The sequence below is a fragment of the Halomonas sp. PAMB 3264 genome, assembly GCF_031954245.1.
Classification (GTDB): domain Bacteria; phylum Pseudomonadota; class Gammaproteobacteria; order Pseudomonadales; family Halomonadaceae; genus Vreelandella.
Genome location: NZ_CP134866.1, coordinates 3,254,635 through 3,277,282, shown reverse-complemented (window position 1 = coordinate 3,277,282; position 22,648 = coordinate 3,254,635). Strand labels below are relative to the sequence as shown.

Annotated in this window: 19 protein-coding genes; 8 read left to right on the top strand and 11 right to left on the bottom strand. The window is 64.0% G+C overall.

Translation table 11 applies throughout. The annotated features are described in order from the left end of the window. Positions 1-81 precede the first annotated feature (81 nt). Together RN347_RS14820 and mtnK are read left to right on the top strand one after the other, a co-directional pair. Entirely contained in the window at positions 82-1,338 is a 1,257-nt protein-coding gene (locus RN347_RS14820) for a GGDEF domain-containing protein (protein ID WP_311958754.1), read from the top strand. A 53-nt stretch (positions 1,339-1,391) separates the two neighbouring features. Then, entirely contained in the window at positions 1,392-2,657 is a 1,266-nt protein-coding gene (gene mtnK / locus RN347_RS14815; protein WP_311958753.1) for an S-methyl-5-thioribose kinase, read from the top strand. Between the two features lie 94 nt (positions 2,658-2,751). Here the strand turns inward: mtnK and RN347_RS14810 are convergent, their stop codons facing one another. Genes RN347_RS14810 through mtnB form a run of 3 tightly spaced genes read right to left on the bottom strand, consistent with a single transcriptional unit; the run spans position 2,752 to position 4,598 of the window. Further along, positions 2,752-3,300, bottom strand: coding sequence for a cupin domain-containing protein (locus tag RN347_RS14810; RefSeq protein WP_311958752.1), 549 nt, complete (start codon positions 3,298-3,300; stop codon positions 2,752-2,754). Between the two features lie 30 nt (positions 3,301-3,330). After that, positions 3,331-4,017 carry an acireductone synthase gene (gene mtnC / locus RN347_RS14805; RefSeq protein WP_311958751.1) on the bottom strand — a complete coding sequence of 229 codons (687 nt, stop codon included), beginning with the start codon at positions 4,015-4,017 and terminating at the stop codon, positions 3,331-3,333. Further along, a complete protein-coding gene (gene mtnB, locus RN347_RS14800) occupies positions 4,014-4,598 on the bottom strand; it encodes a methylthioribulose 1-phosphate dehydratase (RefSeq protein ID WP_311958750.1) in 585 nt (194 codons plus the stop codon). The genes mtnC and mtnB overlap by 4 nt, the downstream gene beginning before the upstream one ends. Positions 4,599-4,680: 82 nt before the next feature. Here mtnB and mtnA point away from each other — a divergent pair, with 82 nt between their 5' ends. Then, on the top strand, positions 4,681-5,697 hold the full coding sequence (gene mtnA, locus RN347_RS14795) for an S-methyl-5-thioribose-1-phosphate isomerase (RefSeq protein ID WP_311958749.1): 1,017 nt from the start codon (positions 4,681-4,683) through the stop codon (positions 5,695-5,697). 19 nt (positions 5,698-5,716) lie between these two features. On the opposite strand, the gene recQ is transcribed toward mtnA, so the two are convergent. The 6 genes from recQ to RN347_RS14765 form a co-directional block, all read right to left on the bottom strand. Next, positions 5,717-7,843: a DNA helicase RecQ gene (recQ, locus tag RN347_RS14790; protein WP_311958748.1), complete on the bottom strand. Its 2,127-nt coding sequence runs from the start codon at positions 7,841-7,843 to the stop codon at positions 5,717-5,719. Positions 7,844-7,899: 56 nt separating this feature from the next. Next, entirely contained in the window at positions 7,900-8,739 is an 840-nt protein-coding gene (locus RN347_RS14785) for a carbohydrate ABC transporter permease (protein WP_311960857.1), read from the bottom strand. A 13-nt stretch (positions 8,740-8,752) separates the two neighbouring features. Continuing rightward, on the bottom strand, positions 8,753-9,637 hold the full coding sequence (locus RN347_RS14780; protein ID WP_311958747.1) for a sugar ABC transporter permease: 885 nt from the start codon (positions 9,635-9,637) through the stop codon (positions 8,753-8,755). A 53-nt stretch (positions 9,638-9,690) separates the two neighbouring features. After that, on the bottom strand, positions 9,691-10,962 hold the full coding sequence (locus RN347_RS14775) for an ABC transporter substrate-binding protein (RefSeq protein ID WP_311958746.1): 1,272 nt from the start codon (positions 10,960-10,962) through the stop codon (positions 9,691-9,693). Positions 10,963-11,008: 46 nt separating this feature from the next. Continuing rightward, complete coding sequence (locus RN347_RS14770) at positions 11,009-12,133, bottom strand: ABC transporter ATP-binding protein (RefSeq protein WP_263586082.1); 1,125 nt, start codon at positions 12,131-12,133, stop codon at positions 11,009-11,011. Between the two features lie 83 nt (positions 12,134-12,216). Further along, positions 12,217-13,614: a sigma 54-interacting transcriptional regulator gene (locus RN347_RS14765; protein ID WP_311958745.1), complete on the bottom strand. Its 1,398-nt coding sequence runs from the start codon at positions 13,612-13,614 to the stop codon at positions 12,217-12,219. A gap of 212 nt (positions 13,615-13,826) precedes the next feature. Here RN347_RS14765 and speB point away from each other — a divergent pair, with 212 nt between their 5' ends. The 4 genes from speB (at position 13,827) to RN347_RS14745 (ending at position 19,392) form a co-directional block, all read left to right on the top strand. Beyond that, positions 13,827-14,777: an agmatinase gene (speB, locus tag RN347_RS14760; protein WP_263586084.1), complete on the top strand. Its 951-nt coding sequence runs from the start codon at positions 13,827-13,829 to the stop codon at positions 14,775-14,777. Between the two features lie 146 nt (positions 14,778-14,923). Beyond that, positions 14,924-16,306 (top strand): YjiH family protein, encoded by a 1,383-nt coding sequence (locus RN347_RS14755; protein ID WP_263586085.1) that lies wholly within the window; start codon positions 14,924-14,926, stop codon positions 16,304-16,306. Between the two features lie 9 nt (positions 16,307-16,315). After that, positions 16,316-17,950, top strand: a complete 1,635-nt coding sequence (locus tag RN347_RS14750) for a 5-guanidino-2-oxopentanoate decarboxylase (protein ID WP_311958744.1) — start codon at positions 16,316-16,318, stop codon at positions 17,948-17,950. After that, positions 17,947-19,392 carry an aldehyde dehydrogenase family protein gene (locus RN347_RS14745; protein ID WP_311958743.1) on the top strand — a complete coding sequence of 482 codons (1,446 nt, stop codon included), beginning with the start codon at positions 17,947-17,949 and terminating at the stop codon, positions 19,390-19,392. Before RN347_RS14750 ends, RN347_RS14745 begins: the two co-directional genes overlap by 4 nt. Here RN347_RS14745 and RN347_RS14740 read toward each other — a convergent pair. Beyond that, positions 19,389-20,324 carry a hydroxymethylglutaryl-CoA lyase gene (locus RN347_RS14740; protein WP_311958742.1) on the bottom strand — a complete coding sequence of 312 codons (936 nt, stop codon included), beginning with the start codon at positions 20,322-20,324 and terminating at the stop codon, positions 19,389-19,391. The genes RN347_RS14745 and RN347_RS14740 overlap by 4 nt on opposite strands. A gap of 10 nt (positions 20,325-20,334) precedes the next feature. Beyond that, positions 20,335-21,537 carry a CaiB/BaiF CoA-transferase family protein gene (locus tag RN347_RS14735; RefSeq protein ID WP_263586089.1) on the bottom strand — a complete coding sequence of 401 codons (1,203 nt, stop codon included), beginning with the start codon at positions 21,535-21,537 and terminating at the stop codon, positions 20,335-20,337. A 150-nt stretch (positions 21,538-21,687) separates the two neighbouring features. Between RN347_RS14735 and RN347_RS14730 the strand changes: the two genes are divergently transcribed. Beyond that, positions 21,688-22,596 (top strand): LysR family transcriptional regulator, encoded by a 909-nt coding sequence (locus RN347_RS14730; protein WP_263587280.1) that lies wholly within the window; start codon positions 21,688-21,690, stop codon positions 22,594-22,596. Positions 22,597-22,648 lie beyond the last annotated feature (52 nt).

Genomic DNA, 22,648 nt, shown 5'->3' with positions numbered 1-22,648 from the left:
AGGTGCTGCGCGGCGTGTCATTGTTCAAAACGTGCCGTAAAATGTAAAAAAAGGTAAAGCGTTACGGGCATGGGAGAGCGTATGGATGACAGGGCGTTAGCGAAAGCCGTCGATGCTGAACTTTCGCAAAGCGAGTTTCGTCTGAACTTCCCTTCCCCGCTTGAGGCGCAGTTCGAAGCCGATACCCAGAGTCGGCGGCGGCGCAGCATGTTGGTGTCGACGCTGATCGCGACCCCCATCTACTTTTTGTTTCTGGCCAACGACTACACGTTTCGCTCCGACATTTTCGATTTCATTTTGCTGGTGCGGGTGGGCGCCGTACTGCTGATCGGGATGCCCGCCTTTTGGCTGCTCTATCGAGGGGTAACACCATTTTGGCGCGAAACGCTCGTCGCTAATATCGTCGTGTGCGCCATGGTCGCCTCCTGTATCGTGCTGCGCGCCTCCCGGGCCCCCTTTTCCTACTACGATGTGTACTGCTTCGGCCTGATTCTGGTGGCCGGCAATACATTTTTTCCTCTGCGATTCACGTTTGCCTGCGTGACCACGGCGGTGTGTATCGCCGTTATGCTGGTCACCCTCGTCGGGTACGAGCCCATGCCGATAGAGGCCAAACGGTTGGCGTGTTTGGGAATCTTTTCAACGGCGCTTTTCACGCTGGTGACCTGCTATCGGCTGGAGCGCAACGAACGGCGCGCCTATTTACTGCTGCTGCGCGAAAGGATTCGCTCCGGCCACTACCGTCAGGATAACGAAAAACTCTCGAAGCTTTCGCTCACCGACCCCTTGACCAATATTGGCAATCGGCGCCAGTTCGAAGCCGCGCTTGAGGCCCGGTGGCAAGAGGCGCGCGTCTCCCAGGCGCCGCTGAGTCTCTTGATTATCGACGTGGATCACTTCAAGGCCTACAACGACCATTATGGCCACCCCGAAGGCGATGAGTGCCTGCGCCGGATCGCCGCCGCCCTGCAGGCCGAAAGCCGCGAGATCGACCAGGTCGCACGTATTGGCGGCGAGGAGTTTGCGCTGCTGCTGGCGAACATCTCCTCACACCAGGCGTATCAAACCGCCGAGCGTGTGCGTCGGCGAATCGAAGCGCTACATATCGCCAATCCCGGCGTCGCTGAGTCAGCGATCGTGACGGTCAGCATCGGTGTGGCGGTCTCGAGCCAACGTGAAGCCGCGGCGCCCAATGATCTGCTGGCGCGTGCCGACGCCGCGCTCTACCAGGCAAAGCTTGGCGGGCGCAACCGCACCTTCCTGGCTCAAGACGCCCCATGGCAGAAAAGCGCGAGCGGGGAGCTGGATACGCCTCGAGCGCCGCGTTCATCGAGTTGACTTTGCTTTCGCGCCAGGCACAAATAGGCCGACTATTTTCGAAGGAGACGGTTGTGCAGGGCGATCAAAGCGGTAAATCCGACGGTTATGAAGCGCTCGATGTGGCGACGCTGGGCGCACGGCTGGGGGGCGTCGACGACGTTGCGCGACGTGTGGGCGGCGATCCCGCTCAGTGGGACGTGCGTGAGGTGGGCGACGGCAACTTGAACCTGGTGTTCATCGTCACCGGCGAGACGGGCAGCGTGGTGGTCAAGCAGGCGCTGCCCTATGTGCGCATGGTGGGCGAGAGCTGGCCGCTGCCGCTCTATCGGGCGCACTTCGAGTATTACGCCCTGGTACGCCAGGCCAAACGCGCCCCCGGCGTCGCCCCCGAGGTGTACCATTTCGACAAGGCCCAGGCGCTGATCGTGATGGAGTACCTGCAGCCGCACGTCATCCTGCGCCGCAAGCTGATCAAGGGCGAGCGGGTCGAGGGGCTGGGTAAGGTGCTTGGTGAGTTCTGCGCGCGTACCGCCTTTCGCGGCTCGGAGCTTTCGCTTTCGAGCCCGGAGAAGAAAGCCGACGTCGGGCTTTTTTCCGGCAACGTGGCGATTCCCGCCATTACCGAGTCGCTGGTGTTCACCGACCCCTATTTCGAGGCCGAGATGAACCACCACACCCCGGAGCTTGCCGAGGCCGTGGCCGCGCTTCGCACTAACGCCCTGCTCAAGGCGAAGGCCCAGCGGATGCTGTTGAAATTCACCGCCAACGCCGAAACCATGATTCACGGCGACCTGCATTCCGGCTCGATCATGGCGACCGAGTCGAGCGTGCGCGTGATCGACCCGGAGTTCTCCCAGTACGGGCCGATGGCCTTCGATCTCGGCATGGCGGTGGCGAACTTTCTGATGGCCTACTTCAGTCAGCCCGCCCACCGAACGGCGGACGCGCTCGAGGCGTATCAGGCGTGGATTCTCGAGGTGATCGGCGAGTGTTTGAACCGTTTCGACGACGAGTTTCGCCACCTCTGGCACACCGAGCGCAGCGGCATTCTCTACCCCCGCGCGCTGTTCGAGGACCAGAACCAGGAGAGCGAAACCGCCTGCGAAACGCTGCTGTTGGAGCTTCGCGACGACGCCCTGGCGTTTTGTGGCATCGAGATGCACCGCCGAGTGCTCTCGCTTGCCCACAACGCCGACTTCGAGGAGATCGGCGATACCGCGCTTCGCGCTAAGCTGGAAGCGCGCAATCTGAAAATGGGCGAGGAGCTGGTGGTCAATGCGAGCGCCTACCGCAAACCCCACGCGCTACTGGCGCTGGCTCGCGCTTACAATCGCTAAGAAAAGAACACTAATGACAACGCGGGCCATGGCCCGCGTTGTCGTTTCTGGCGGCCATGCGTGCTGGAGGCACGGCGGCGGCCGAGAGAGCGTTTTAAAGCTGGTCGAGACGATCGAAACGTCCGGCAATATCGCTGTCGGTCCAGTGGGGCACCCAGCCTTCGACGTTGTCGAAGAAACGCAGCGCCGTGAAGGAGGGTTCCGGGCCCATATCGAACCAGTGCGGGGTGTTGGCGGGTACGCTGATCAGGTCGCCTTGGGTGCAGAGCACCTGATACACCTTGTCGTCGAGGTGCAGGCAGAAAAGCCCTTGGCCCTTGACGAAAAAGCGCACTTCGTCCTCGTGATGGCGGTGCTCGTTGAGAAACTTCTGGCGCATGGCGTCCTTGTCCGGGTGCGTGGCCACCATATGGAGTACGTCCACCGTCTGGTAGCCGCCTTCGGCCTTCAGGCGTTCGATGTCCGCTTCATACAGCGCCAGAATCTCTTCCTGGGTGGCGTCGTCGGCAATCTCGCCGGGCGTTTCCCAGCGCTCGAACAGCACGCCGACGCGGTTGAGTTCTGCCTTGATCTGCGCGCCGTCCTGGATATCCACCAGCGCGGCCTGCGGGTTCTGGTCGGCAAACACCTTGAGTTGTGACATGGGGCGCTCCTTTGCTATTGGCGTTATGCGTTAGAGGGTGATGTCGTCGAAGCTTGCCACAACGCCGTGCTCGGTGCCCGCCTGCGTGCCTTCGCGCACCAGCTGCAGCGTTTTCATACCGGCACTTGCGGCGGCGTCGAGCTCTTCGACCACATCCGATAGAAACAGGATCGACGCCGGGGCGAGAGCAAGCTCCTCCGCGATGCGCCGATAGGCATCTGCCTCGCGCTTGTGGCCGATGTGGGTGTCGAAGTGGCCGTCGAAAAGCGCCGTGAGATCACCGGCATCGCTGTGGCCGAACAGCAGCTTCTGCGCCTGCACCGAACCGGAGGAGTAGACGTAGAGCGAAAGCCCTCGCTCTTTCCACTGGCGAAGACACGGCGCGACATCGTCATACAGATGGCCCTTGAAGGCGCCGCGCTGGTAGCCGTCCGCCCAGATCATGCCCTGCAGTGCCTTGAGCGCGGTGACCTTCTGGTCGGTCTCGATCCAGTAGAGCAGTGCCTCGATGGCCTCGTCGAGGCTCGCCTCGGGCTTTGCAAGCTCGCGGCGCACGGCGTCGATCTGCTCGGCGACCTCGGGCTGGGCGCTGTGGGTCTGCACGTACTCGGGCAGCTGATCGTGGGCGTAGGGGAACAGCACGTCGTGGACGAAGCGGATGTCGGTGGTGGTGCCTTCGACGTCCATGATCACGGCGCGGATAGTGGAATCACTCATGAGTAGCGGCTCTCTTCCAGAACGCAGGCAAGCAGAAATTCGATCGCTTCCAAATGGCGCCGGCACTCGGCGATGGAGGCCCCCACGGCGTAGATGCCGTGGCCCTCGACCAGAAAGCCCCAGGGCATCGGCCAGCCGGCTTCGACATGACGTGAAAGCTCGGCCATATCCTGAGAATTGGGAACGACCGGCAGCGTGATCGAGGCGTCGTGGGTCGTGTTGCCCAACAGCGCCTTCTGCATCTCGAAGCCTTCGAGCGCAATGCCTTGGGGGAAGCGGCGCGAGAGCACGGTGCTCGCCACGGTGTGAACGTGCAGCACGCAGCCGATCAATGAGTCGAGACGGTAGAGTGCGGCGTGCAGGTCGCTTTCGGCGCTCGGTTTGCCCGTGCCTTCGAGCACGCGGCCGCCAGAATCGCACAAGAGCAGGTCATCTTCGCGCACGCGGGTCTTGTCGACGCCGGAGGCGGTGACGAGATACCCCCGCTCGGCGCGAACGGAGAAATTGCCGCCGGTGGCCGGGGTCCAACCGTTGCCGGCGGCCCAGCCGATGGCCGCCAGCAGTTCGTCTTTTGAGGTCATGCGCGGTACCGGTCGCTATCCAAAGCGCTTCATTCTATATGATATGCTCCGCGCGTGATAAGTCGCCCCTCAGGAGTTGCCCATGCCCTTCGTTCAATCCCGCAGCCTGCGCGTCGATATCGAGACCCTCGCGTATCTGGACCAGACGCGTCTGCCCCAGGTGGAGCAGTGGGAGGCCTGCAATACGCCAGAGGCCTGGCAGGCGGCGGTCAAGCGCCTGGCGATTCGCGGCGCGCCGCTGATCGGGCTGAGCGCGGCCTTCGTGCTGGCCCAGTACGCCGCACGAAACCCGCAGGGCAACTGGCAGGGCGTGAGCGATAATCTTCGCGCCACGCGCCCCACGGCGGTGAACCTGATGTACTGTCTGGACGCGATGGAGGCCTGCTTTGATCAAGGCGTCGAGGCGCTTTGGGCGCGCGCCACGGCGCTGTTCGAGGAGGACCGCGCGCTTTGCCAGGCGATGGCCGAGCGCGGCGCCGATCTTTTAAGGGACGGCGACCGAGTGCTGACCCACTGCAACACGGGGGCGCTGGCCACTGCCGGTGTGGGAACGGCCATCGGTGCGTTCTCCGTGGCCAATACCCGGGGCACCAAACTTCACGTCTACGTGAATGAGACCCGACCGCTTTTGCAGGGCGGGCGCCTGACCGCCTGGGAGATGGCGGATCTCGACATCGACTACCAGCTCATTTGCGACAGCATGGCAGCGAGCCTGATGGCGGCGGGCAAGGTCGACAAGATCATGGTCGGCGCCGATCGCATCTGTGCCAACGGCGACTTCGCCAACAAGGTGGGCACCTACATGCTCGCCGTGCTGGCGCACTACCACCAAGTGCCGTTCTACGTCGTCGCTCCCTACACCACGGTGGATACGGCCTGCGCCACCGGCGCCGAGATTCCCATCGAGCAGCGCGACGGCTCTGAAGTGCGCGGCGTGACCGGTGCCTTCGGCGAGGCGAGCTGGGCACCCAAGGATGCCCCGGTATGGAACCCGGCGTTCGACGTCACCCCGGCAACGCTTGTGACCGGCTGGGTGCTCGACACTGGTGTGTTTGATCAGGACGCCATCGCCCGCGGCGAGCACTGCCGCGAGCGCTAGCCTTGCCCGGGTCTTGGCCTTAGCCTGGCGCGTTCATCGCCGCACGCACGCAGGCCAGCACGTTGTAGTCGACCTGGCCGTCGAGCGCCTCGAAAATCGCTTTCATGCCGCCCCCCGCGTGCTGACGGATCGCGCTTTCGATGCGCTCGCGCTCGGCGGGCGCAAGCGTCATCACCTGATCGAGCATGAGCGCTCCGCCTTCAATCGCCTCCGCCAGGTGGCGGTAGATGGTATTGACGGTAAAGCCGCGACGGTTCGCCACCTCCTCGACCGGAAGACCCTGTTTCACCATGTCAGCGGACTGCCGAGCGCTATCACCGACGCTCACCGCCGGGGCGTCGCCCTTGTGCGCCCCGATCACGGCCAGAATCCCCTCGCCGTAATCCTCGAGCTTGCGCGCGCCGATGCCGGTGACGCCACCCAGCGTCTCTAGGTTTTCCGGGCGGCGCTCGACGAGCTCATTGAGCGTGGCGTCGTTGAAAATCACGTAGGCCGGCACGCCCTGCTCGTCGGCAAGCGCCTTGCGGTGGTGGCGCAGCGCCTCCCACAGCGGGCCGTGGCCCTGGGCGGGGGCAGCCCCTTTGCCGCGCCGTGTGGCTTTCGTTTTGACTGGCTTGCGAAGCGTCAGCGACTCCGCGCCGCGCAGCACCGGCTTGGCCTTATTGGTCAGGTGGACGGCGCCGTGGCCTTCGATATCCACGCTCAAATAGCCGCTGGCGATCAGCTGACGATAAAGCGCCTTCCACTCGTTGGTGGAAAGCTCATTACCAATGCCGAAGGTACTCACCCGGTCGTGGCCAAAGCGCGTGATCCGCTCGTTCGATTTGCCCAGCAGCACGTCGACCAGATAGGTCACGCCAAAGCGCTGCTCGGTGCGAAAGACACACGACAGCGCCTTCTGCGCGGCCACGGTCGCATCCCAGGTGTCCGGCGGGGTCAGGCAGTTGTCGCAGTTGCCGCAGGGCGTTTCCAGATGATCACCGAAGTAGTGCAGCAGCGCCTGGCGGCGGCAGCTGATGATCTCGCAAAGCCCCAGCATGGCATCAAGCTTCTGCTGCTCGATACGCTTTTGCTGGTCGCCGGCGCTCGAATCCTGCTGCATCTGACGCAGGGTGATCACGTCCTGCAGCCCGTAGGCCATCCAGGCGTCGGCAGCCAAACCGTCGCGCCCGGCGCGGCCGGTCTCCTGGTAGTAGGCCTCGATACTCTTGGGCAGGTTCAGGTGCGCCACAAAACGCACGTCCGGCTTGTCGATGCCCATGCCAAAGGCGATGGTCGCGACCACGATGACGCCGTCCTCGCGCAAAAAGCGGCTCTGGTTCTCCTGGCGCTGCTCCGGGTGGAGCCCCGCGTGGTAGGGAAGGGCGGTCAATCCCTGGCGTTCGAGCCAGGCCGCGGTCTCCTCGACCTTCTTGCGCGACAGGCAGTAGACGATACCCGCCTCGCCGTCGTGGTTCTCGCGAATGAAGCGCAAGAGCGCCTCGCGCGTGTTGCCCTGATTTTCGGCGATGTGATAGCGAATGTTGGGCCGGTCGAAACCGCTGTTGTAGAGCGCGGCGTTTTGAAGCTGCAGGTGCTCGATGATATCGCCGCGGGTCGGCACGTCGGCGGTGGCGGTGAGCGCAATCCTAGGAACGCTTGGAAAGCGCTCGTGAAGCTGGGAGAGCTGGCGGTACTCCGGGCGAAAGTCGTGCCCCCATTGCGAGACGCAGTGGGCCTCGTCGATGGCGAAGAGCGCAATCGGCGCCTGGTCGAGCAGCGCCTGCATGCGCGGCGTGGCCAGGCGCTCCGGGGCGACGTAGAGAAGATCGAGGGAGCCTGCGCGAAGCTGATTTTCCACGGCCATCGCGTCCTGAAAATCGAGGCTCGAATTCAAGTACGCCGCGCGCACACCGTTTTGCACGAGTGCAGCCACCTGGTCCTGCATCAGCGCGATCAGGGGCGAGACCACGATCGCCGTGCCCTCGCGCAGAAGCGCCGGAATCTGGTAGCAAAGCGACTTGCCGCCGCCGGTGGGCATCAGGACCAGCGCATCGCCGCCGTGAGTGACGTGTTCGATGATGGCCTGCTGCGGGCCGCGAAACTGATCGAAGCCGAAGACTTCCTGCAGCACTTTCAACGCCGCCGGGTGGGGTTCGCCGTGCATCGTTGCGCTCTCCTCGCTTGTTGACGCTTTTGAGGATTGTCGCACGAAAGCGGGCGCTACCGGATGCCCGCGCGTAGAAACGACTGCACGAACTGACGCTGAAAGAGCAGAAAAGCAACCAGAAGCGGGGCGATGCTCAAGAGCGTCGCCGCGCTGACGGTGGCCCAGTTGACGCCGGTTTCCGGCGCGGAAAAAACGCCCAGGCCCACGGTCAGCGGGCGGCTTTCGACGGAGTTGGTCACCACCAGCGGCCACAGGAAGTTGTTCCAGTGGTGGCTGATCGAGACCAGCGCGTAGGCCAGATACGTGGGCTTGGCCAGCGGCACGTAGACCTTCCACAGCACGCCAAGCCAGCTGCAGCCTTCAATACGCGCGGCGTCCTCGAGCTCTCGCGGGATGGTCTTGAAGGTCTGGCGCAGCAAGAAGATGCCGAAGGCGCTGGCCACGTAAGGCAGCCCCATGCCGGCGATGGTGTCGATCAAGCCAAGGCCGCTTGCGATACGGTAGTTCTCGACGATCAGCACTTCGGGAAACACGAACAGCTGGATCAGCACCAGCAGAAACAGCGCGTTCTTGCCGGGCACGGGAAAGCGCGCAAACGCAAACGCCGCCAGCGTACACACCACGAACTGCGCCGCCACCACGCCGGTGACCAGTAAAAAGGTGTTGAGGTAGTAGCGCGCGAACGGCGCCTGGGCCCAGGCGGTTTTGAAGTTCTCAAGGCTCAATGGCGCGAAGAGCTCGAAGCGCACCATGAACGCCGGCGGGTGAAACGCCGCCCACACCGCGTAGAGCAGCGGAAAGATCCAGACGATCGCCAAAAGCCAGGCGGCCAGATGCTCGAGCGAAAACGTCAGCGCCAGACGGCGCGGGTGGGAGGCGGCCAGAGTGCTCATTGGCATAACGTCGTCATTGGTAGTGGGTCCTGCGGTCCAGAAGGGTGAACTTGAGCGTGGCCACCACCGCCAGCACCAGCAGAATCACCACCGTGATGGTGGCCGCCGTGGTGCGGTCGAAAAACGCGAAGGCGTTCTCGTACACGTAGTAGAGCAGCAGGTTGGTAGCGTTGTTCGGCCCGCCCTTGGTGAGAATGAACAGGTGATCGACCACGCGCACGGCGTTGATCAGCGCGTTGATCAAAACGAACAGGGTGGTCGGCATCAAAAGTGGAAAGGTCACCCGCCAGAAAAAGCGCGCGCGGCTCGTGTCTTCGAGATCCGCCGCCTCCTTGAGCTCCGGGGGGATCGCCTGCAGGGCGGCCAGATAGAAGATCATGAAAAAGCCGGCTTCCTTCCACACCGACATCACGATGATCGAGTAGAGCGCCACGTCAGGGTCGCCCAGCCAGTTCACTCCGCCAAGGCCCAAGGCGCCGAGCAGCGTGTTGAATAGCCCGATCTGCGGGGCGTAGAAGAACATCCAGATATTGGCAGCGGCGATCATCGGCAGAATCGTCGGCGTAAAGTAGGCCATGCGTACCAGCCCGCGCCCAGGAAGTTTGCCGTTGACCAGCAGCGCCATGCAGAGCGCAAGCGCCATGGAGAGCGGAATGGTGCCCAGCGCGTAGAGCAGGTTGTTGCGCGCCACCTGCCAGAACTTGGGGTCCTCGAACAGAAACCGGTAGTTCTCGAGCCCGACGAATGCCGGCGGCGCGCCACGAAAGCCGGGCAGATAAAGGCTCTGAATCACCGTGGTGATCGTGGGCAGATAGGCGAAGAGACCCAGCAGCAGCGCGGCGGGCAGCAGCAGTAGCGCCCCATAGAGCTGGAGCTTGCGGTGGGCGGTCAGCGTCATGGTGAAGGCTCGCCGGTGAGTGAGCGCCGGGAAGGCCCGGCGCCTGAATAGGCTTAGCGGGCGTAGCGGCGCAGGATACGGTCGGCCTCGGCTTGCGCCTGGGTCAGTGCCGCTTCCGGCGTCATCTGGCCGGTGAGCGCGGCTTGCACGGCGTTATCCAGCGTGCGGCGAATGCGCCCGCCCTCATAGGTGGCAAGCTCAGCGGTGCCGAACTCGAGCTGGTCGCGGGCCACCGCCGCCGGCGGGAAGGCCTCGACGTAGTCGCGCAGCGCCTCGGTCTCATAGGCGGCGGGGCTCACGCCCATGTAGCCGGTTTCGATCGACCAGTCCGCGGCGCGCTCGGGAGCGGTCATCCAGCGGATGAAGGTCATCGCGGCGCGCTGCTCCTCCTCGCTGGTATCGGCAAAGATGTAGAAGTTGCCGCCGCCGGTGGGGCTTCCGCGCTGGGTTTTGGCTGGCAGCATCGCCACGCCGAAATCGAAGTCGGCGTCGCTCTTCACGGCACTCAGATTGCCGGTGGTATGCCACATCATTGCCGTGGACTGCTCGAGGAAGTTCTGGCGAAGCGTCCCCCACTCGATGGTACCGCTGGGCATGACGCCATCTTCGGCAAGCGATACCCAGTACTCCAGCGCCTCGATGGCCGCCGGGTCGTCGAAATAGACTTCGGTGCCGGCCTCGTTCATCAGCCGGTGGCCGTTTTGATAGGCGAAGGCCTGAAACATCCAGTACGGGTAGCCGGTGGAGGGCACCATGACGCCCCACTGGTCACCGCTTGCTTCGCGCACGGTGGCGGCCATCTCGGCCATTTCATCCCAGTTTTGCGGCGGGGTGTCCGGGTCGAGCCCGGCCGCTTCAAAGGCGTCCTTGTTCCAGAACAGCACGATGGTCGAGCGCTGGAACGGGATGCCGTAGGTCTTGCCGTCGAGCTGGCCGTTTTCCATCAAACCGGGGTAAAAACCGTTCAGCCACGCGCGCTCTTCGTCGGTCTCGACCAGGTCGTCGAAGGCGACGATGGCGTTCTGCTCGATCAGCTCGAACAGGTCGATGGAGAACATCACCGAAAGCTCGGGCGTATCGCCGGCTTCGATGGCGGACATCGCGCGCACCCGGGTGTCGTCGTAGTTGCCGGCATAGATGGCCTCGACATCGATCTCCGGGTGTTCGTCCTCGAACTCCTCGACCAGCTCGTCGATCACGTCGGTCAAGGCGCCGCCCACCGACACCGGGTAGTACATCGTGAGATCGACCGCGGCGCTGGCCTGGGTGGCGCTCAAAAGGCCGGCGGCCAGCGCGGTGAGGGCAAAGGGAAGACGAGACAACATGATGAGCTCCTTCTGAATAGCGAGTGGATAACGAGTAGGTGGCGAATCAGTGCTGGAACGAGCCTACCGTCGGCGGGCGGGCAACGCTTCTTGGGGCGGCGGCGAAGGCGCGGGGCGCCAAATGCTCGTGTCGCAGACCGTCGGCGGCGAACAGATGCGCCTTTTCCGGCGCCCAGTAGAGGCGGCAGGCCGCCTCTTCGATAGCGGGGCGGCCCGCCACGCGTACGCGAAGAGAGTGGCTGCCCACGCTCACGTGAACGACGGTGTCGGCACCCAGGTACTCTTCGCCCTCGATGCGTGCGGCAACGCCGGGCGCGTTTTCAGGGCGAAGCTCGATATCCTCGGGGCGAACGCCGAGCTGCCCGCCGGCGGCTTCCAGCGGCGCGACGGGGGTGGTGTCGCCGTCGATCACAGCACCGGCAACACCGGCGACCAAAGGCAGTAGATTCATGGCGGGGCTTCCTATGAAACTGGCGGCGAAGGCGCTCGCCGGCTGGTTGTAGAGCTCACTCGGGGTGGCGTCCTGAACGATGCGGCCGTGCTGCATCAAAATGACCCGGTCGCCCATGCTCATGGCTTCCACCTGATCGTGAGTGACGTAAATCACCGTCATATCGAGCCGGCGCTGCAGCGCCTTGATTTCGCGGCGCATCTCGGTGCGTAGGCGCGCATCCAGGTTCGAAAGCGGCTCGTCCATCAGACAAATCGGGTGCTCGGAAACGATGGCGCGGGCCAGCGCCACCCGCTGGCGCTGGCCGCCGGACAGGTTCGCCGGCTTGCGGTCGAGATAGGGTGTCAGGTCGACCAGCTCGGCCACGTGTGCAAGGCGCTTTTGGCGTTCGGCCCTGGGCACGCGGCGGCTCTTCAGGCCAAAGACGATGTTCTCGGCCACGCTCAGGTGGGGAAAGAGCGCGTAGGACTGAAATACCATCGAGAGGCCGCGATCCCCGGGCGGGGCGCGCGTGACGTTGCGCTCGCCGATGTGAATCGCGCCGCTTGAGGCCTCTTCGAGCCCGGCGATCATGCGCAGCGTGGTCGATTTACCGCAGCCGGAGGGCCCCAGCAGAATGACGAACTGCCCCGGCGTCACCTCAAACGAGATGTCGTCGACAGCGGCGATGGCGCCCCACTGTTTGGAGACGCCCGCCAGTTGAATGCGCGATTGGCTCATGGCTTTCACCAAAGATGGATCGTGGCCAATCACTGTGGGTCAAGGACGTTGCCTTTGTGTGACGCTTGCGTGGCGAAAGTGTGTCAGCGAAGTTTAAGCCCGTGACGCTTGAGCTTACGCACCACGCTTGATTGGCTGATTCCCAGGTGCTCGGCCAGCGCGTAGGTACTGGCGTGCGTGCGACAGCCGCGCTCAAGAAGCTCGCGCTCCAGTCGCGCAAGGTAGGCGGGCAGGGATTCACCCTCGAGGGGAGGCGGCGCGCTTGGCGCCTTTGGCGTGTGGGGCGCAGCGGCAGGCGAAGAGGAGGGCTCAACGCCTTCGATGCGATCGAGCGCGCTCGAAAGCCAGGCGCGCTCCAGCCAATTCTCGAGCTCGCGCACGTTGCCGGGCCAGTCGCTGCCCATCAGCGTCGACCAGACGTGGTTGTCGAGAAACTTCTGCCGCCCGTAGTGGGCGTTGAGCCGCGCCAGACACGCCTCGGCAAGCCCCGGAATGTCCTCGCGGCGATCGCGAAGTGCCGGCAGCGTCACGGGAATCACGTTGAGGCGGTAGTAGAGATCCAGCCGGAAAAGGCCTTCCTGCACGCGCGCCGCCAGGTCCTGGTTGGTGGCGACCACCAGGCGGAAATCGACCCGGCGGGGGCGGGTGTCGCCCAGGCGCGTCATCTTGCCGTCCTGAATTACCTTCAAAAGCTTGGTCTGCATCAACAGCGGAAGCTCGCCGATCTCGTCGAGAAACAGCGTGCCGCCTTCGGCCTGCTCCAGAAGCCCCGCCTTGCCCTGGCGGGCGGCGCCGCTGAACGCGCCGGGCTGGTAGCCGAACATCTCGGACTCGAACAGGTTCTCCGGAATGGCGCCGCAGTTGACCTCGACGAAGGGGCCGGCCGCGCGCTCGCTCCAGCGGTGGAGCTGACGGGCAAACGCCGTTTTGCCCACGCCGGATTCCCCCAGCATCAGCACGCTGGCCCCGGAAGGCGCCACGCGCTTCAAAAGGCTTGCGACCTCGCGCATCGCGTGGCTTCGCACCTGAAGCTCCTCCAGGGCGCTGTCGAGCGCCGGGTCGTCGGTCACACTCTGGCCGCGCTTGACGTGCTCGTTGAAGCGCTTTTGCAACAGCGCGTACTCGTCCTGCAAAAGCTGCAGGTCGGTCATGTCCCGCGAGCGGCTGACGATGCGCTCGAGCCTGCCGTTCACGAACACCGGGTGGGCCTCGGCGATCACCCGCCGCCCGGTGCCGGTGACCTGCATCAGCTGCGCCGGGCGGTGGGTGCGCATGACCTCCAGACTGATGGAGGGCCTGAGCACGCCGTCGCGCTCAAGCTCTCTGACGTTGCTGCCCAGTAGCGCCTCGCGCGAGAGCCCGTACACCGCCTCGACGCCGGGGCTGATGTCCAGTATTTGACCGTCGCCACTCACGATGAAGAAGTGGTCGTTGGCGGTCTCCACGATGGTCTTGAGCACGCTGCGATCGATTTCGTCCACGCCGTTTTCCTCGAACCGATGGTGACTCGTCAATGCAAAAACGACTCGATACTACGCGTTTTCGAGTCGTTTTTGCATCAATCAGGGCGGATAAAGACCGATTTTGGGGGCTCAGCTCGCCTGGCACGCTAAATGCAGTATCTGTGTAAACCTTTCGATCGGGCTCAGTGTTCAGGACGCTGGACTCGAAAATCATTACAAGGAGAAGCGCCGTGAGTGATTTCAACCAGCCGCTGGGCGGCAACAGCGTACCGCGCTTTGGCGGACCGGCGACCATGATGCGCCTGCCTAGCCAGGAAAGTGCCGAAGGTCTCGACGTTGCCTTCATTGGTATCCCCATGGATATCGGCACCTCCAACCGACCCGGCACGCGGATGGGCCCGCGCCAGATTCGCGACGAGTCGCGCATGCTGCGCCCCTACAACATGGCCACTCGCGCCGCGCCCTTTGAGTCCCTGCAGGTGGCGGACATCGGCGACGTGCCGATCAACACCTTCCACCTGCCCAAGAGCGTGGACATCATCACCGCGTTCTTCGACGACGTGCTGAGCCACGACTGCGTGCCGTTGACGCTTGGTGGCGACCACACCATGACGCTGCCGATTCTGCGCGCCATGGCCAAAAAGCACGGCCCGGTGGGGCTGATTCATATCGATGCTCACGCCGACGTCAACGAGCACATGTTCGGCGAGGAGATTGCCCACGGCACCACCTTCCGCCGAGCCCAGGAAGAGGGGCTTTTGGCGAAAGAGAAGGTGGTGCAAATCGGCCTGCGCGGTACCGGCTACGCCGCCGAGGACTTCGACTGGTGCCGCGACCAGGGCTTTCGCGTGGTTCAGGCCGAGGCGTGCTGGTACCAGTCGCTGGCGCCCTTGATGGACGAGGTGCGCGCACAGATGGGCGACACACCGGTGTACATCAGCTTCGACATCGATGGCCTCGACCCGTCGGTGGCGCCGGGCACCGGCACCGTCGAGATGGGCGGGCTGACCTCCCATCAGGGCCTCGAGATCGTGCGCGGCGCGGCAGGGCTCAACATCGTCGGCGGTGATCTCGTCGAGGTTTCGCCGCCGTATGACACCAGCGGCAATACCGCGCTGATGGGCGCCACGCTTTTGTACGAGATGCTCTGCGTGCTGCCGGGCGTGAAGAAAGGAGAGTGATCGCGTTGGGCGCCGTTCGGGCGCCCGTCTGAAAGCGATACGGGTAATAAAAAGAACGATAAAAAAACGACAAAAAAGAAAGGTCGAACCTTTCCTGCGAACGCCGCCAGCCCACCTTCAATAATCATTTCCAACAGGTGAACATCATGTCCGACCCTCAAGCGATACACGATGAGCGCGCGCCCGACGAGGCCATCCCGCGCCGCCATCTGCTCAAGTTCCTGATTCCCTCGATCATCGGGGTGTTGCTGTTTCTGGTGCCGTTTCAAACCGGTGAGTCGGTCAACATCGGTATGGGGATGATGGCCGATGGCCTGCAGGCACTACTCGGCGGGGCGCTGCCGCTGATCGCCATGGTGGTGCTGTGCGTGTCGGTCATCGTTACACTCTACGTGAAGGCCGCGAAACCGGCCTGGGCCCAGGGCGGGCACTTCGGCGACATGTTTCAGGTCGGGGCGATCTGGGTGGCGCTGCGCGTGTTGGGCGCCATTTTCGTGGTGATGACCTATTTTCAAGTGGGCCCCGAATTCGTCACCGCCTCGTTTACCGGCGGGGTCATGCTCAACGACCTTGCGCCGGTGCTTTTGACGTTTTTCTTCTTCGCTGCGATTTTGCTGCCGTTTCTGGTCGAGTTCGGCTTCATGGAGTTCATCGGTAGCCTGGTGCGCAAGCCGTTTCGCCTCATCTTCAATTTGCCGGGGCGCAGCGCCATCGATGCCACCGCCTCCTGGATGGGTTCGGGCACCGTGGGCGTGCTGATCACTTCCCAGCAGTACGAGCAGGGCTTCTACAGCGGCCGCGAGGCCTCGGTGATCGCCACCAACTTCTCCGTGGCGTCCATTGCCTTCAGCCTGCTGGTGGTTAACTTCGTCGATTTGAACCACCTGTTCGTGCCGTTCTACTTCACCGTGGTGGTTTCCGGGCTGATCGCCGCGATCATCGTCTCGCGCATTCCGCCGCTGTCGCTGAAATCCGACGACTACCATGAGCCGGTCGGCTGTCAGATTCGCGAAGAGAACACCGGCCGCGCCGGGCTTTTCCGCTACAGTCTGCAGCAGGCCACGCGCCGCGCCGCAGGCGCGCCGGGACCCATGGCGCTTGCCAAACTGGCGCTGATCAACGTCATCGACATCTTCCTGACGCTTCTGCCGCTGGTGTTCGCGATCGGCACCGTCGCGCTGATTCTGGCCGAGTTCACGCCGCTCTTTACCTGGCTCTCCTACCCCATGGTGCCGGTGCTGGAGTGGCTGCGCATTCCTGAAGCTCAGGCCGCGGCACCGGCCACACTGGTGGGCTTTGCCGATATGTTTCTGCCGGCGGTGCTGGCCACCAATATCGACAGCGAGCTCACTCGCTTCGTGATCGCGTGTCTGTCGATGACGCAGCTGGTGTACATGTCCGAAATCGGCGCGCTGCTGCTGAAGTCGAAGATTCCCATCGCGCTTTGGGAGCTGGCAGCGGTCTTTCTGCTGCGCACCGCCATTACGCTGCCGATCATCGCCTTGATCGCGCATACCCTCGTCTTTTAAGGAGCTTCGATGAAAGAGCACGATACGATGACCTGCGCCGAGCTTCTGATTCGCCTTCTGCGCGACACCTACGGCGTCGACACACTCTTCGGGATTCCCGGCGTGCACACGGTCGAGCTCTACCGCGGCCTCGAAGGCGGAGGCATCCGTCACATCACGCCGCGCCACGAACAGGGCGCGGGCTTCATGGCCGACGGCTACGCCCGCGCCAGCGGCCAGCCCGGGGTGTGTTTGATCATCACCGGCCCCGGCATGACCAACATTGCCACCGCCATGGGCCAGGCGCTCGCGGACTCGGTGCCGATGCTGGTGATCTCGAGCGTCAACCGCCGCGACACCCTGGGGCTCGGCCAGGGGCGGCTCCACGAGCTACAAAGCCAGCAGCAGGTGATCAGCGGTGTGGCGCGTTTCAGCCATACGCTGCTCGACGCCGACACGCTGCCCGAGGTCCTGGCTCGCGCCTTTGCAGTGTTTAGAGGCGCACGCCCGGGCCCGGTGCATATCGAGATGCCCATCGATCTGTTCGATGCGCCGGTCACGCCGCCCCGCTCCTGGAAGGCACCGCGCCTTTACCGCGCGGCGCCGGACCCGGAAGGCCTGCGCGAAGCAGCAAGGCTTTTGGAGGCGGCGAAGCGCCCGCTGGTGCTCTTGGGGGGCGGCTGCGAGGATGCCTTCCAGGCCGCCCACGCGCTGGTCGAGCGCCTCGACGCGCCGACGGTGACCACCATCAACGCCAAGGGGCTTTTGGGGCGCGACCACCCACTGGATCTCGGCGCCAACGCAGCACTCCCCGCGGTGCGCCGGCTCGCTTTTGATGCCGATGTGATTCTCGCCGTGGGCACCGAGCTTGGTGAAACCGATTATGACGTGGTGTTCGACGACAACTTTCTGCTGACCGGCACGCTGATTCGCGTGGATATCGACGCCGAGCAGCTGGCGCGCAACCAGGCCACCACGCTTGGGCTGGTGGGTGATGCCGGGCGCACGCTGGCGCTGCTGGCCGAGTATTTCCCTGAGCCGCTGTCGCGGGGCGGTGCCGAGCGGGTCAGTGAAGCGCTGGCGGAACTCGATCTGAAAAACGATCCGGCGTTTTCCACCTTCGTGCCGCTCTACGAGACGCTTGCCGAGCATCTGCCCGAGGCGATTCTGGTGGGCGACTCCACCGCACCGGTCTACGCCGGCAATCATCTGGTCAGTCAGCCCCAGCCGCGGCGCTACTTCAACGCCTCGACGGGCTACGGGACGCTGGGCTACGGGTTGCCCGCTGCGCTCGGTGCCCAGCTCGCGCAGCCGCAGCTTCCCGTGGTGGCGCTGGTGGGCGATGGCGGGGTGATGTTTACGCTCTCGGAGATCGCCACCGCCGTCGAGGAGCAGATTCCTGTCGTGATCCTGCTGTGGCACAACGCGGGGTACGAGGAGATCCGCCGCTATATGGACGATAACGGCGTGGCGCGCCTGGGCGTCGATCTCAAGGCGCCAGACTTTTTGATCCTCGCCGACGGCTTCGGCTGCCCGACCGCTCATATCGAAAGCCCGTCCCAGTTGGCGGCGGCGCTTGCCGAGCGCGACGCCGCTCGTCCGCTTCTCATCGAAATCGACGCCGGCGCTTGGCAGCAAGGCGCTACCCGTTCGGAGACACCATGAAAATCCTCGATCAGCAGTTCATCAACAACCAGTGGGTGCTTTCTGAAGGCACGCGGAAGCTGGAGGTGGTTAATCCGTACCGCGAAGAAGTGATCGCACGCGTCACGGCGGGTGCCGCTCAGGATGTCGACGCTGCGGTGCAAGCAGCACGACAGGCTCAGCCCGCGTGGCAGGCGCTAGGCGGCGCGGTGCGTGCGGACTATCTCGACGGCTTTGCAGACGCCTTGACCGCCCGGCGCGAGGCGCTGATCGAACTGAGTGCTACCAACAACGGCAAGCCGCTGATGGAAGCGGGCATCGATCTGGACGACGCGATTGCCTGCTATCGCTATTACGCCGGCCAGGCGCGGGCGCTGGACGCCCGCCAGGGCGAACGAGTCGAGGTCGAGATGGAGGGCGTCGAGGCGCGGGCCTACCTGGACCCCGCCGGCGTGGTCGCTCTAATCACGCCTTGGAATTTTCCGCTGGTCACCAGCGCCTGGAAGCTCGCCCCGGCCCTGGCTGCCGGTTGTACCGTGGTGCTGAAGCCTTCCGAAGTGGTGCCGCTGCCCGAGCAGGCGCTGGCGGAAATCGCGCTGGACATCGGCCTGCCCGCGGGCGTGCTGAATCTCTTGAACGGCGACGGTGACGGCATCGGCGCGCCGCTGGCAAGTCATCCGGGCGTGGACAAAATCTCCTTCACCGGCAGCAACCGCGTGGGCGAGGCGGTGATGAAGGCCGCGAGCGCGCGCACTGCCGGGGTATCGCTGGAGCTTGGCGGCAAGTCGCCCATTCTGGTGATGGAGGACGCGGATCCTTCGCAGGCCGCCGACTGGGTCATGGCGGGCATCTATTTCAACGCCGGCCAGATATGCTCGGCGACCTCGCGCCTTTTAGTGCACGAAGACGTGGCCGAGGCGCTTTTTGAGGCGCTTGCCACGCGAATGGACGCGCTCACTCTGGGCGATCCGCTTGACGAGGGCACCGACCTGGGCCCGCTCACCAGCGCCAGACAGCGGAACGCCGTCAACGGCTACCTGGATATCGCCGAACAGGAAGGGCTGACCGCGGTACGCGATCACACCCACTACACCTTGCCCGAGCAGGGCTACTTCGCCGCCCCGACGCTTTACCGCGACGTGCCGGTAGAAAGCCGCCTATGGCGCGAGGAGATCTTCGGCCCCGTGCTCTGCGCGCGCAGCGTCAGGGATGAGGCGGAGGCGGTCGCGCTCGCCAACGACAGCGACTTTGGCCTCGCCGCCACGGTGATCAGCGGCGACGTTGATCGCGCCAGGCGCATCGGCCAGCAACTCAAGGCCGGCAGCATCTGGTACAACACCGAGCAGCTGGTGCTACCGGAGACCGCCTGGGGCGGCTTCAAGCGAAGCGGCATCGGCCGCGAGCTTGGGCCCTGGGGGCTCAGTGCGTATCTGGAGGTGAAGCACGTGGTGGGGCCGGCCTAGCGGCTGGGCATCGGGTAGCGCCGGTCCCACTTGCCGGCCTTGACCACCTGCCCGGGCACGTCGTGACCGACGAGCTCGGGCAGCGTGGCGGCCACCTCCAGCAGGGCGTCCAGATCTACGCCGGTGTCCACACCCATCGCCTCGAACATGTGCACCAGGTCCTCGGTGCAGACGTTGCCCGTCGCGCCCGGCGCGAAGGGGCAGCCGCCAAGGCCCCCCAGGGCCGAGTCGAAGCGGGTGATGCCCGCCTGCCAGGCGGCCAGCGCGTTGGCCAGGCCCATGCCGCGGGTGTTATGCACGTGCAGGGTGAAAGCGGTGCCTGGCCAGCGGGCGATGACCGCTTCACAAAGCGCCTTCACCTGGGCGGGGTTGGCCATGCCGGTGGTGTCGCACAGCGTGACGCCCTGAATCCCGAGGGCGACCAATTGCTCGATGAGTTCCAGAACGCGCTTCTGGGGGACTTCGCCTTCGAACGGGCAGCCGAAGGTCGTCGATAGCGAGGCGTTGACGAACACGCTGTTTTCCCGCGCCACGTCCAGGATGTCGCCAAAGCGCTCGATCGACTGCTCGGGCGTCATGCGCAGGTTGGCCAGGCCGTGGCTGTCGCTTGCCGACATGACCAGGTTGAGTTCATCGACTTGGCAGGCCAGCGCGCGTTCAGCACCCTTGAGATTGGGCACCAGCACGGTAATCTCGACGCCGTCGCGGCGCTTGATGCCGTTGACGACTTCTGAGGCGTCCGCCAGGTTGGGGATCGCCTTGGGCGAGGTGAAGGAGGTGGCTTCGATACGCGCAAGGCCGGTTTGGGAGAGCGCGTTGATCCAGCGGATCTTGTCCGGCGTGGGCACGAAGCGCTTCTCGATCTGCAGGCCATCGCGGGGGCCGACTTCATTGATCTCGATGCGCTCGGGGCAGGGAGTTTGGGGGATCATGGTGCGCTCCTTAAATGATGCCGGCGCCGCGCAGCTTGGCGCGGGTGGCCTGGTCGATACCGAGTTCGTCGAGCACTTCCTCGGTGTGCTGGCCAAGTTTTGGGCCGCCGTTACCGAGCCGCCCGGGCGTGGCGCTGAGTTTGGGTAGCACGCCGGGCACCTTCAGCGGCTCGCCGCTTTCGCGGGTATAGGTCTGAATCATCTCGCGGGCGATGTAGTGTGGATCAAACGCGATGTCCTGGGCGGTGTAGGGGTAGCCGGCGGGCACGCGGGCATCGTCCAGCGCTTGGAGAATCGCATCGCGTGGGCGCTGCTCGGTCCAGGCCTCAATGGCGGCATCGATCATGGCGGCTTCCCGGCTGCGCCCGTCGTTATGGGCAAGCGCCGGGTCCTCGGCCAGATCAGGGCGGCCGATCACGCCCATCAGGCGTTTGAAGATGCTGTCGCCGTTGCCGGCAATCAGCACGTACTCGCCGCCTTCGCAGCGGTAGGCATTCGAGGGCGTGATGCCGGGCAGGGCGCTGCCGCTTGGCTCGCGGACCTGGCCACTGGCGTCGAATTCCGGCAGCAGGCTCTCCATCATCGCAAAGACCGACTCATAAAGCGCCACGTCGATCTCCTGGCCCAGGCCGCTCTTCTGGCGCTCCTGCAGCGCGAGCAGCGTGCCGATTACCGCATAAAGCGCCGAGAGCGAATCGCCGATGCTCACACCCACGCGCACCGATGGCTCACCGGGCTGGCCGGTCAGGTAGCGAAGCCCGCCCATCGCCTCGCCGATCACGCCGAAGCCCGGCTTGTCGCGGTAGGGGCCGGTCTGGCCGTAGCCGGAGATATGCACCATGATCAGGCCCGGGTTAAGCGTTGATAGCGTCTCCCAGCCCAGATTCCAGCCATCCAGCGTGCCCGGGCGGAAGTTCTCGACCACCACGTCCGCCTCCTGGGCGAGCTTTCGAACGAGTGCCTGCCCCTCTTCGCTTCTAAGGTCCAGCGCCACTGAGCGCTTGTTGCGCGTCTGTACGTGCCACCAGAGCGAGGTGCCTTCTTCCATCATTCGCCATTTGCGAAGCGGGTCGCCTGTCCCGGGCGGCTCGATCTTGATGATATCGGCGCCGAATTCGCCGAGTAACTTGGTGGCGAAAGGCCCCGCGATCAGCTGGCCAAGTTCCAGCACCTTGATGCCTTTTAGCGGTAGTTCACGAGTCGTTGTAGTCACCGACGGCCTCTCTCTATGACGGTTATAGGAGTATCCTTACCTTCAGCATGCTCAAGGGGTGCGCGTTCGACAATTAGGCAATCGATAAGCAGGACTTCGTGAACGACGAAAGGGTGCGTTAGCATGAGCATTCGTTTTCAGGAGACAGCCATGCGCCGGTTCGACTTCACGACATTGAAGCTTTTCATTTCCGTCGCGGATGAAGGCCGCCTGACCGCCGCGGCCGAACGCGAGCATCTGGCGCTGGCGGCGGTGAGCAAGCGCATGAGCGACCTGGAGGTGCTCGTGGGTACCACGCTTTTATATCGCAAGCCGCGCGGCGTGGAGCTAACGCCTGCCGGCCACGCTTTTTTGCACCACGCCCGCCAGATTCTGGATAACCTCGAGCGGCTGCAGGCGGAGCTGGACGAGTACAGCGAAGGCGTCAAGGGCCACGTACGTATCCACTCCAACACCTCCGCGATCATCGCATTTCTGCCACAGGATCTGAGTGCGTTTTGCACGCGCTATCCGGATATCAAGATCGACCTGCAGGAGCGGGTAAGCAGCGAAATTATCACGGCGGTACGCGATGGGCTCACCGATGTCGGCGTGTTCGCCGGCCACGTCGCCGCACCGGATCTCGAGTGCAAGCCTTATCGTCAGGATCGGCTCATGCTGGTCATGGCTGCCGACCATCCGCTGGCACAGCGTGAGCACATCACCTTTTTTGATGCGCTCGATTTCGATTTCATCGGCCTACAGCAGGATACCTCCCTTCACTCCCTGCTCCTCGAGCAGGCGCAGCGAACGGGCGGCGCGCTGCGCATGCGTATTCAGGTGCGAAGCTTCGATGCCATTTGCCGAATGATTCACCACGGCATGGGGATCGGTATTCTGCCCGAGCAGACGATCTATCGGGATTTGCGAGACCTTCGGCTGACAAGCATTCCATTGGCCGAGCCCTGGGCGCAGCGTGAGCTGGTGATCGGCATGCGCCGCTACGCAACGCTTTCGGCCACCGCCCGACATCTGGTCGATCATCTCACTCGAAAAGTGCCTGCTGACGCCGCAACGTGAGTCTCGCCGCATGCTTCTTTAGTCGTATAGCCTTTGAGGTACACCTATCAAT

Bases quoted from the DNA above. Each gene is read 5' to 3' on its own strand.
- RN347_RS14820 (WP_311958754.1), top strand. From the start codon at position 82: ATGGATGACAGGGCGTTAGCGAAAGCCGTCGATGCTGAACTTTCGCAA.
- RN347_RS14810 (WP_311958752.1), bottom strand. From the start codon at position 3,300: ATGTCACAACTCAAGGTGTTTGCCGACCAGAACCCGCAGGCCGCGCTG.
- mtnC (WP_311958751.1), bottom strand. From the start codon at position 4,017: ATGAGTGATTCCACTATCCGCGCCGTGATCATGGACGTCGAAGGCACC.
- mtnB (WP_311958750.1), bottom strand. From the start codon at position 4,598: ATGACCTCAAAAGACGAACTGCTGGCGGCCATCGGCTGGGCCGCCGGC.
- mtnA (WP_311958749.1), top strand. From the start codon at position 4,681: ATGCCCTTCGTTCAATCCCGCAGCCTGCGCGTCGATATCGAGACCCTC.
- recQ (WP_311958748.1), bottom strand. From the start codon at position 7,843: ATGCACGGCGAACCCCACCCGGCGGCGTTGAAAGTGCTGCAGGAAGTC.
- RN347_RS14785 (WP_311960857.1), bottom strand. From the start codon at position 8,739: ATGAGCACTCTGGCCGCCTCCCACCCGCGCCGTCTGGCGCTGACGTTT.
- RN347_RS14780 (WP_311958747.1), bottom strand. From the start codon at position 9,637: ATGACGCTGACCGCCCACCGCAAGCTCCAGCTCTATGGGGCGCTACTG.
- RN347_RS14775 (WP_311958746.1), bottom strand. From the start codon at position 10,962: ATGTTGTCTCGTCTTCCCTTTGCCCTCACCGCGCTGGCCGCCGGCCTT.
- RN347_RS14770 (WP_263586082.1), bottom strand. From the start codon at position 12,133: ATGAGCCAATCGCGCATTCAACTGGCGGGCGTCTCCAAACAGTGGGGC.
- RN347_RS14755 (WP_263586085.1), top strand. From the start codon at position 14,924: ATGTCCGACCCTCAAGCGATACACGATGAGCGCGCGCCCGACGAGGCC.
- RN347_RS14750 (WP_311958744.1), top strand. From the start codon at position 16,316: ATGAAAGAGCACGATACGATGACCTGCGCCGAGCTTCTGATTCGCCTT.
- RN347_RS14745 (WP_311958743.1), top strand. From the start codon at position 17,947: ATGAAAATCCTCGATCAGCAGTTCATCAACAACCAGTGGGTGCTTTCT.
- RN347_RS14740 (WP_311958742.1), bottom strand. From the start codon at position 20,324: ATGATCCCCCAAACTCCCTGCCCCGAGCGCATCGAGATCAATGAAGTC.
- RN347_RS14730 (WP_263587280.1), top strand. From the start codon at position 21,688: ATGCGCCGGTTCGACTTCACGACATTGAAGCTTTTCATTTCCGTCGCG.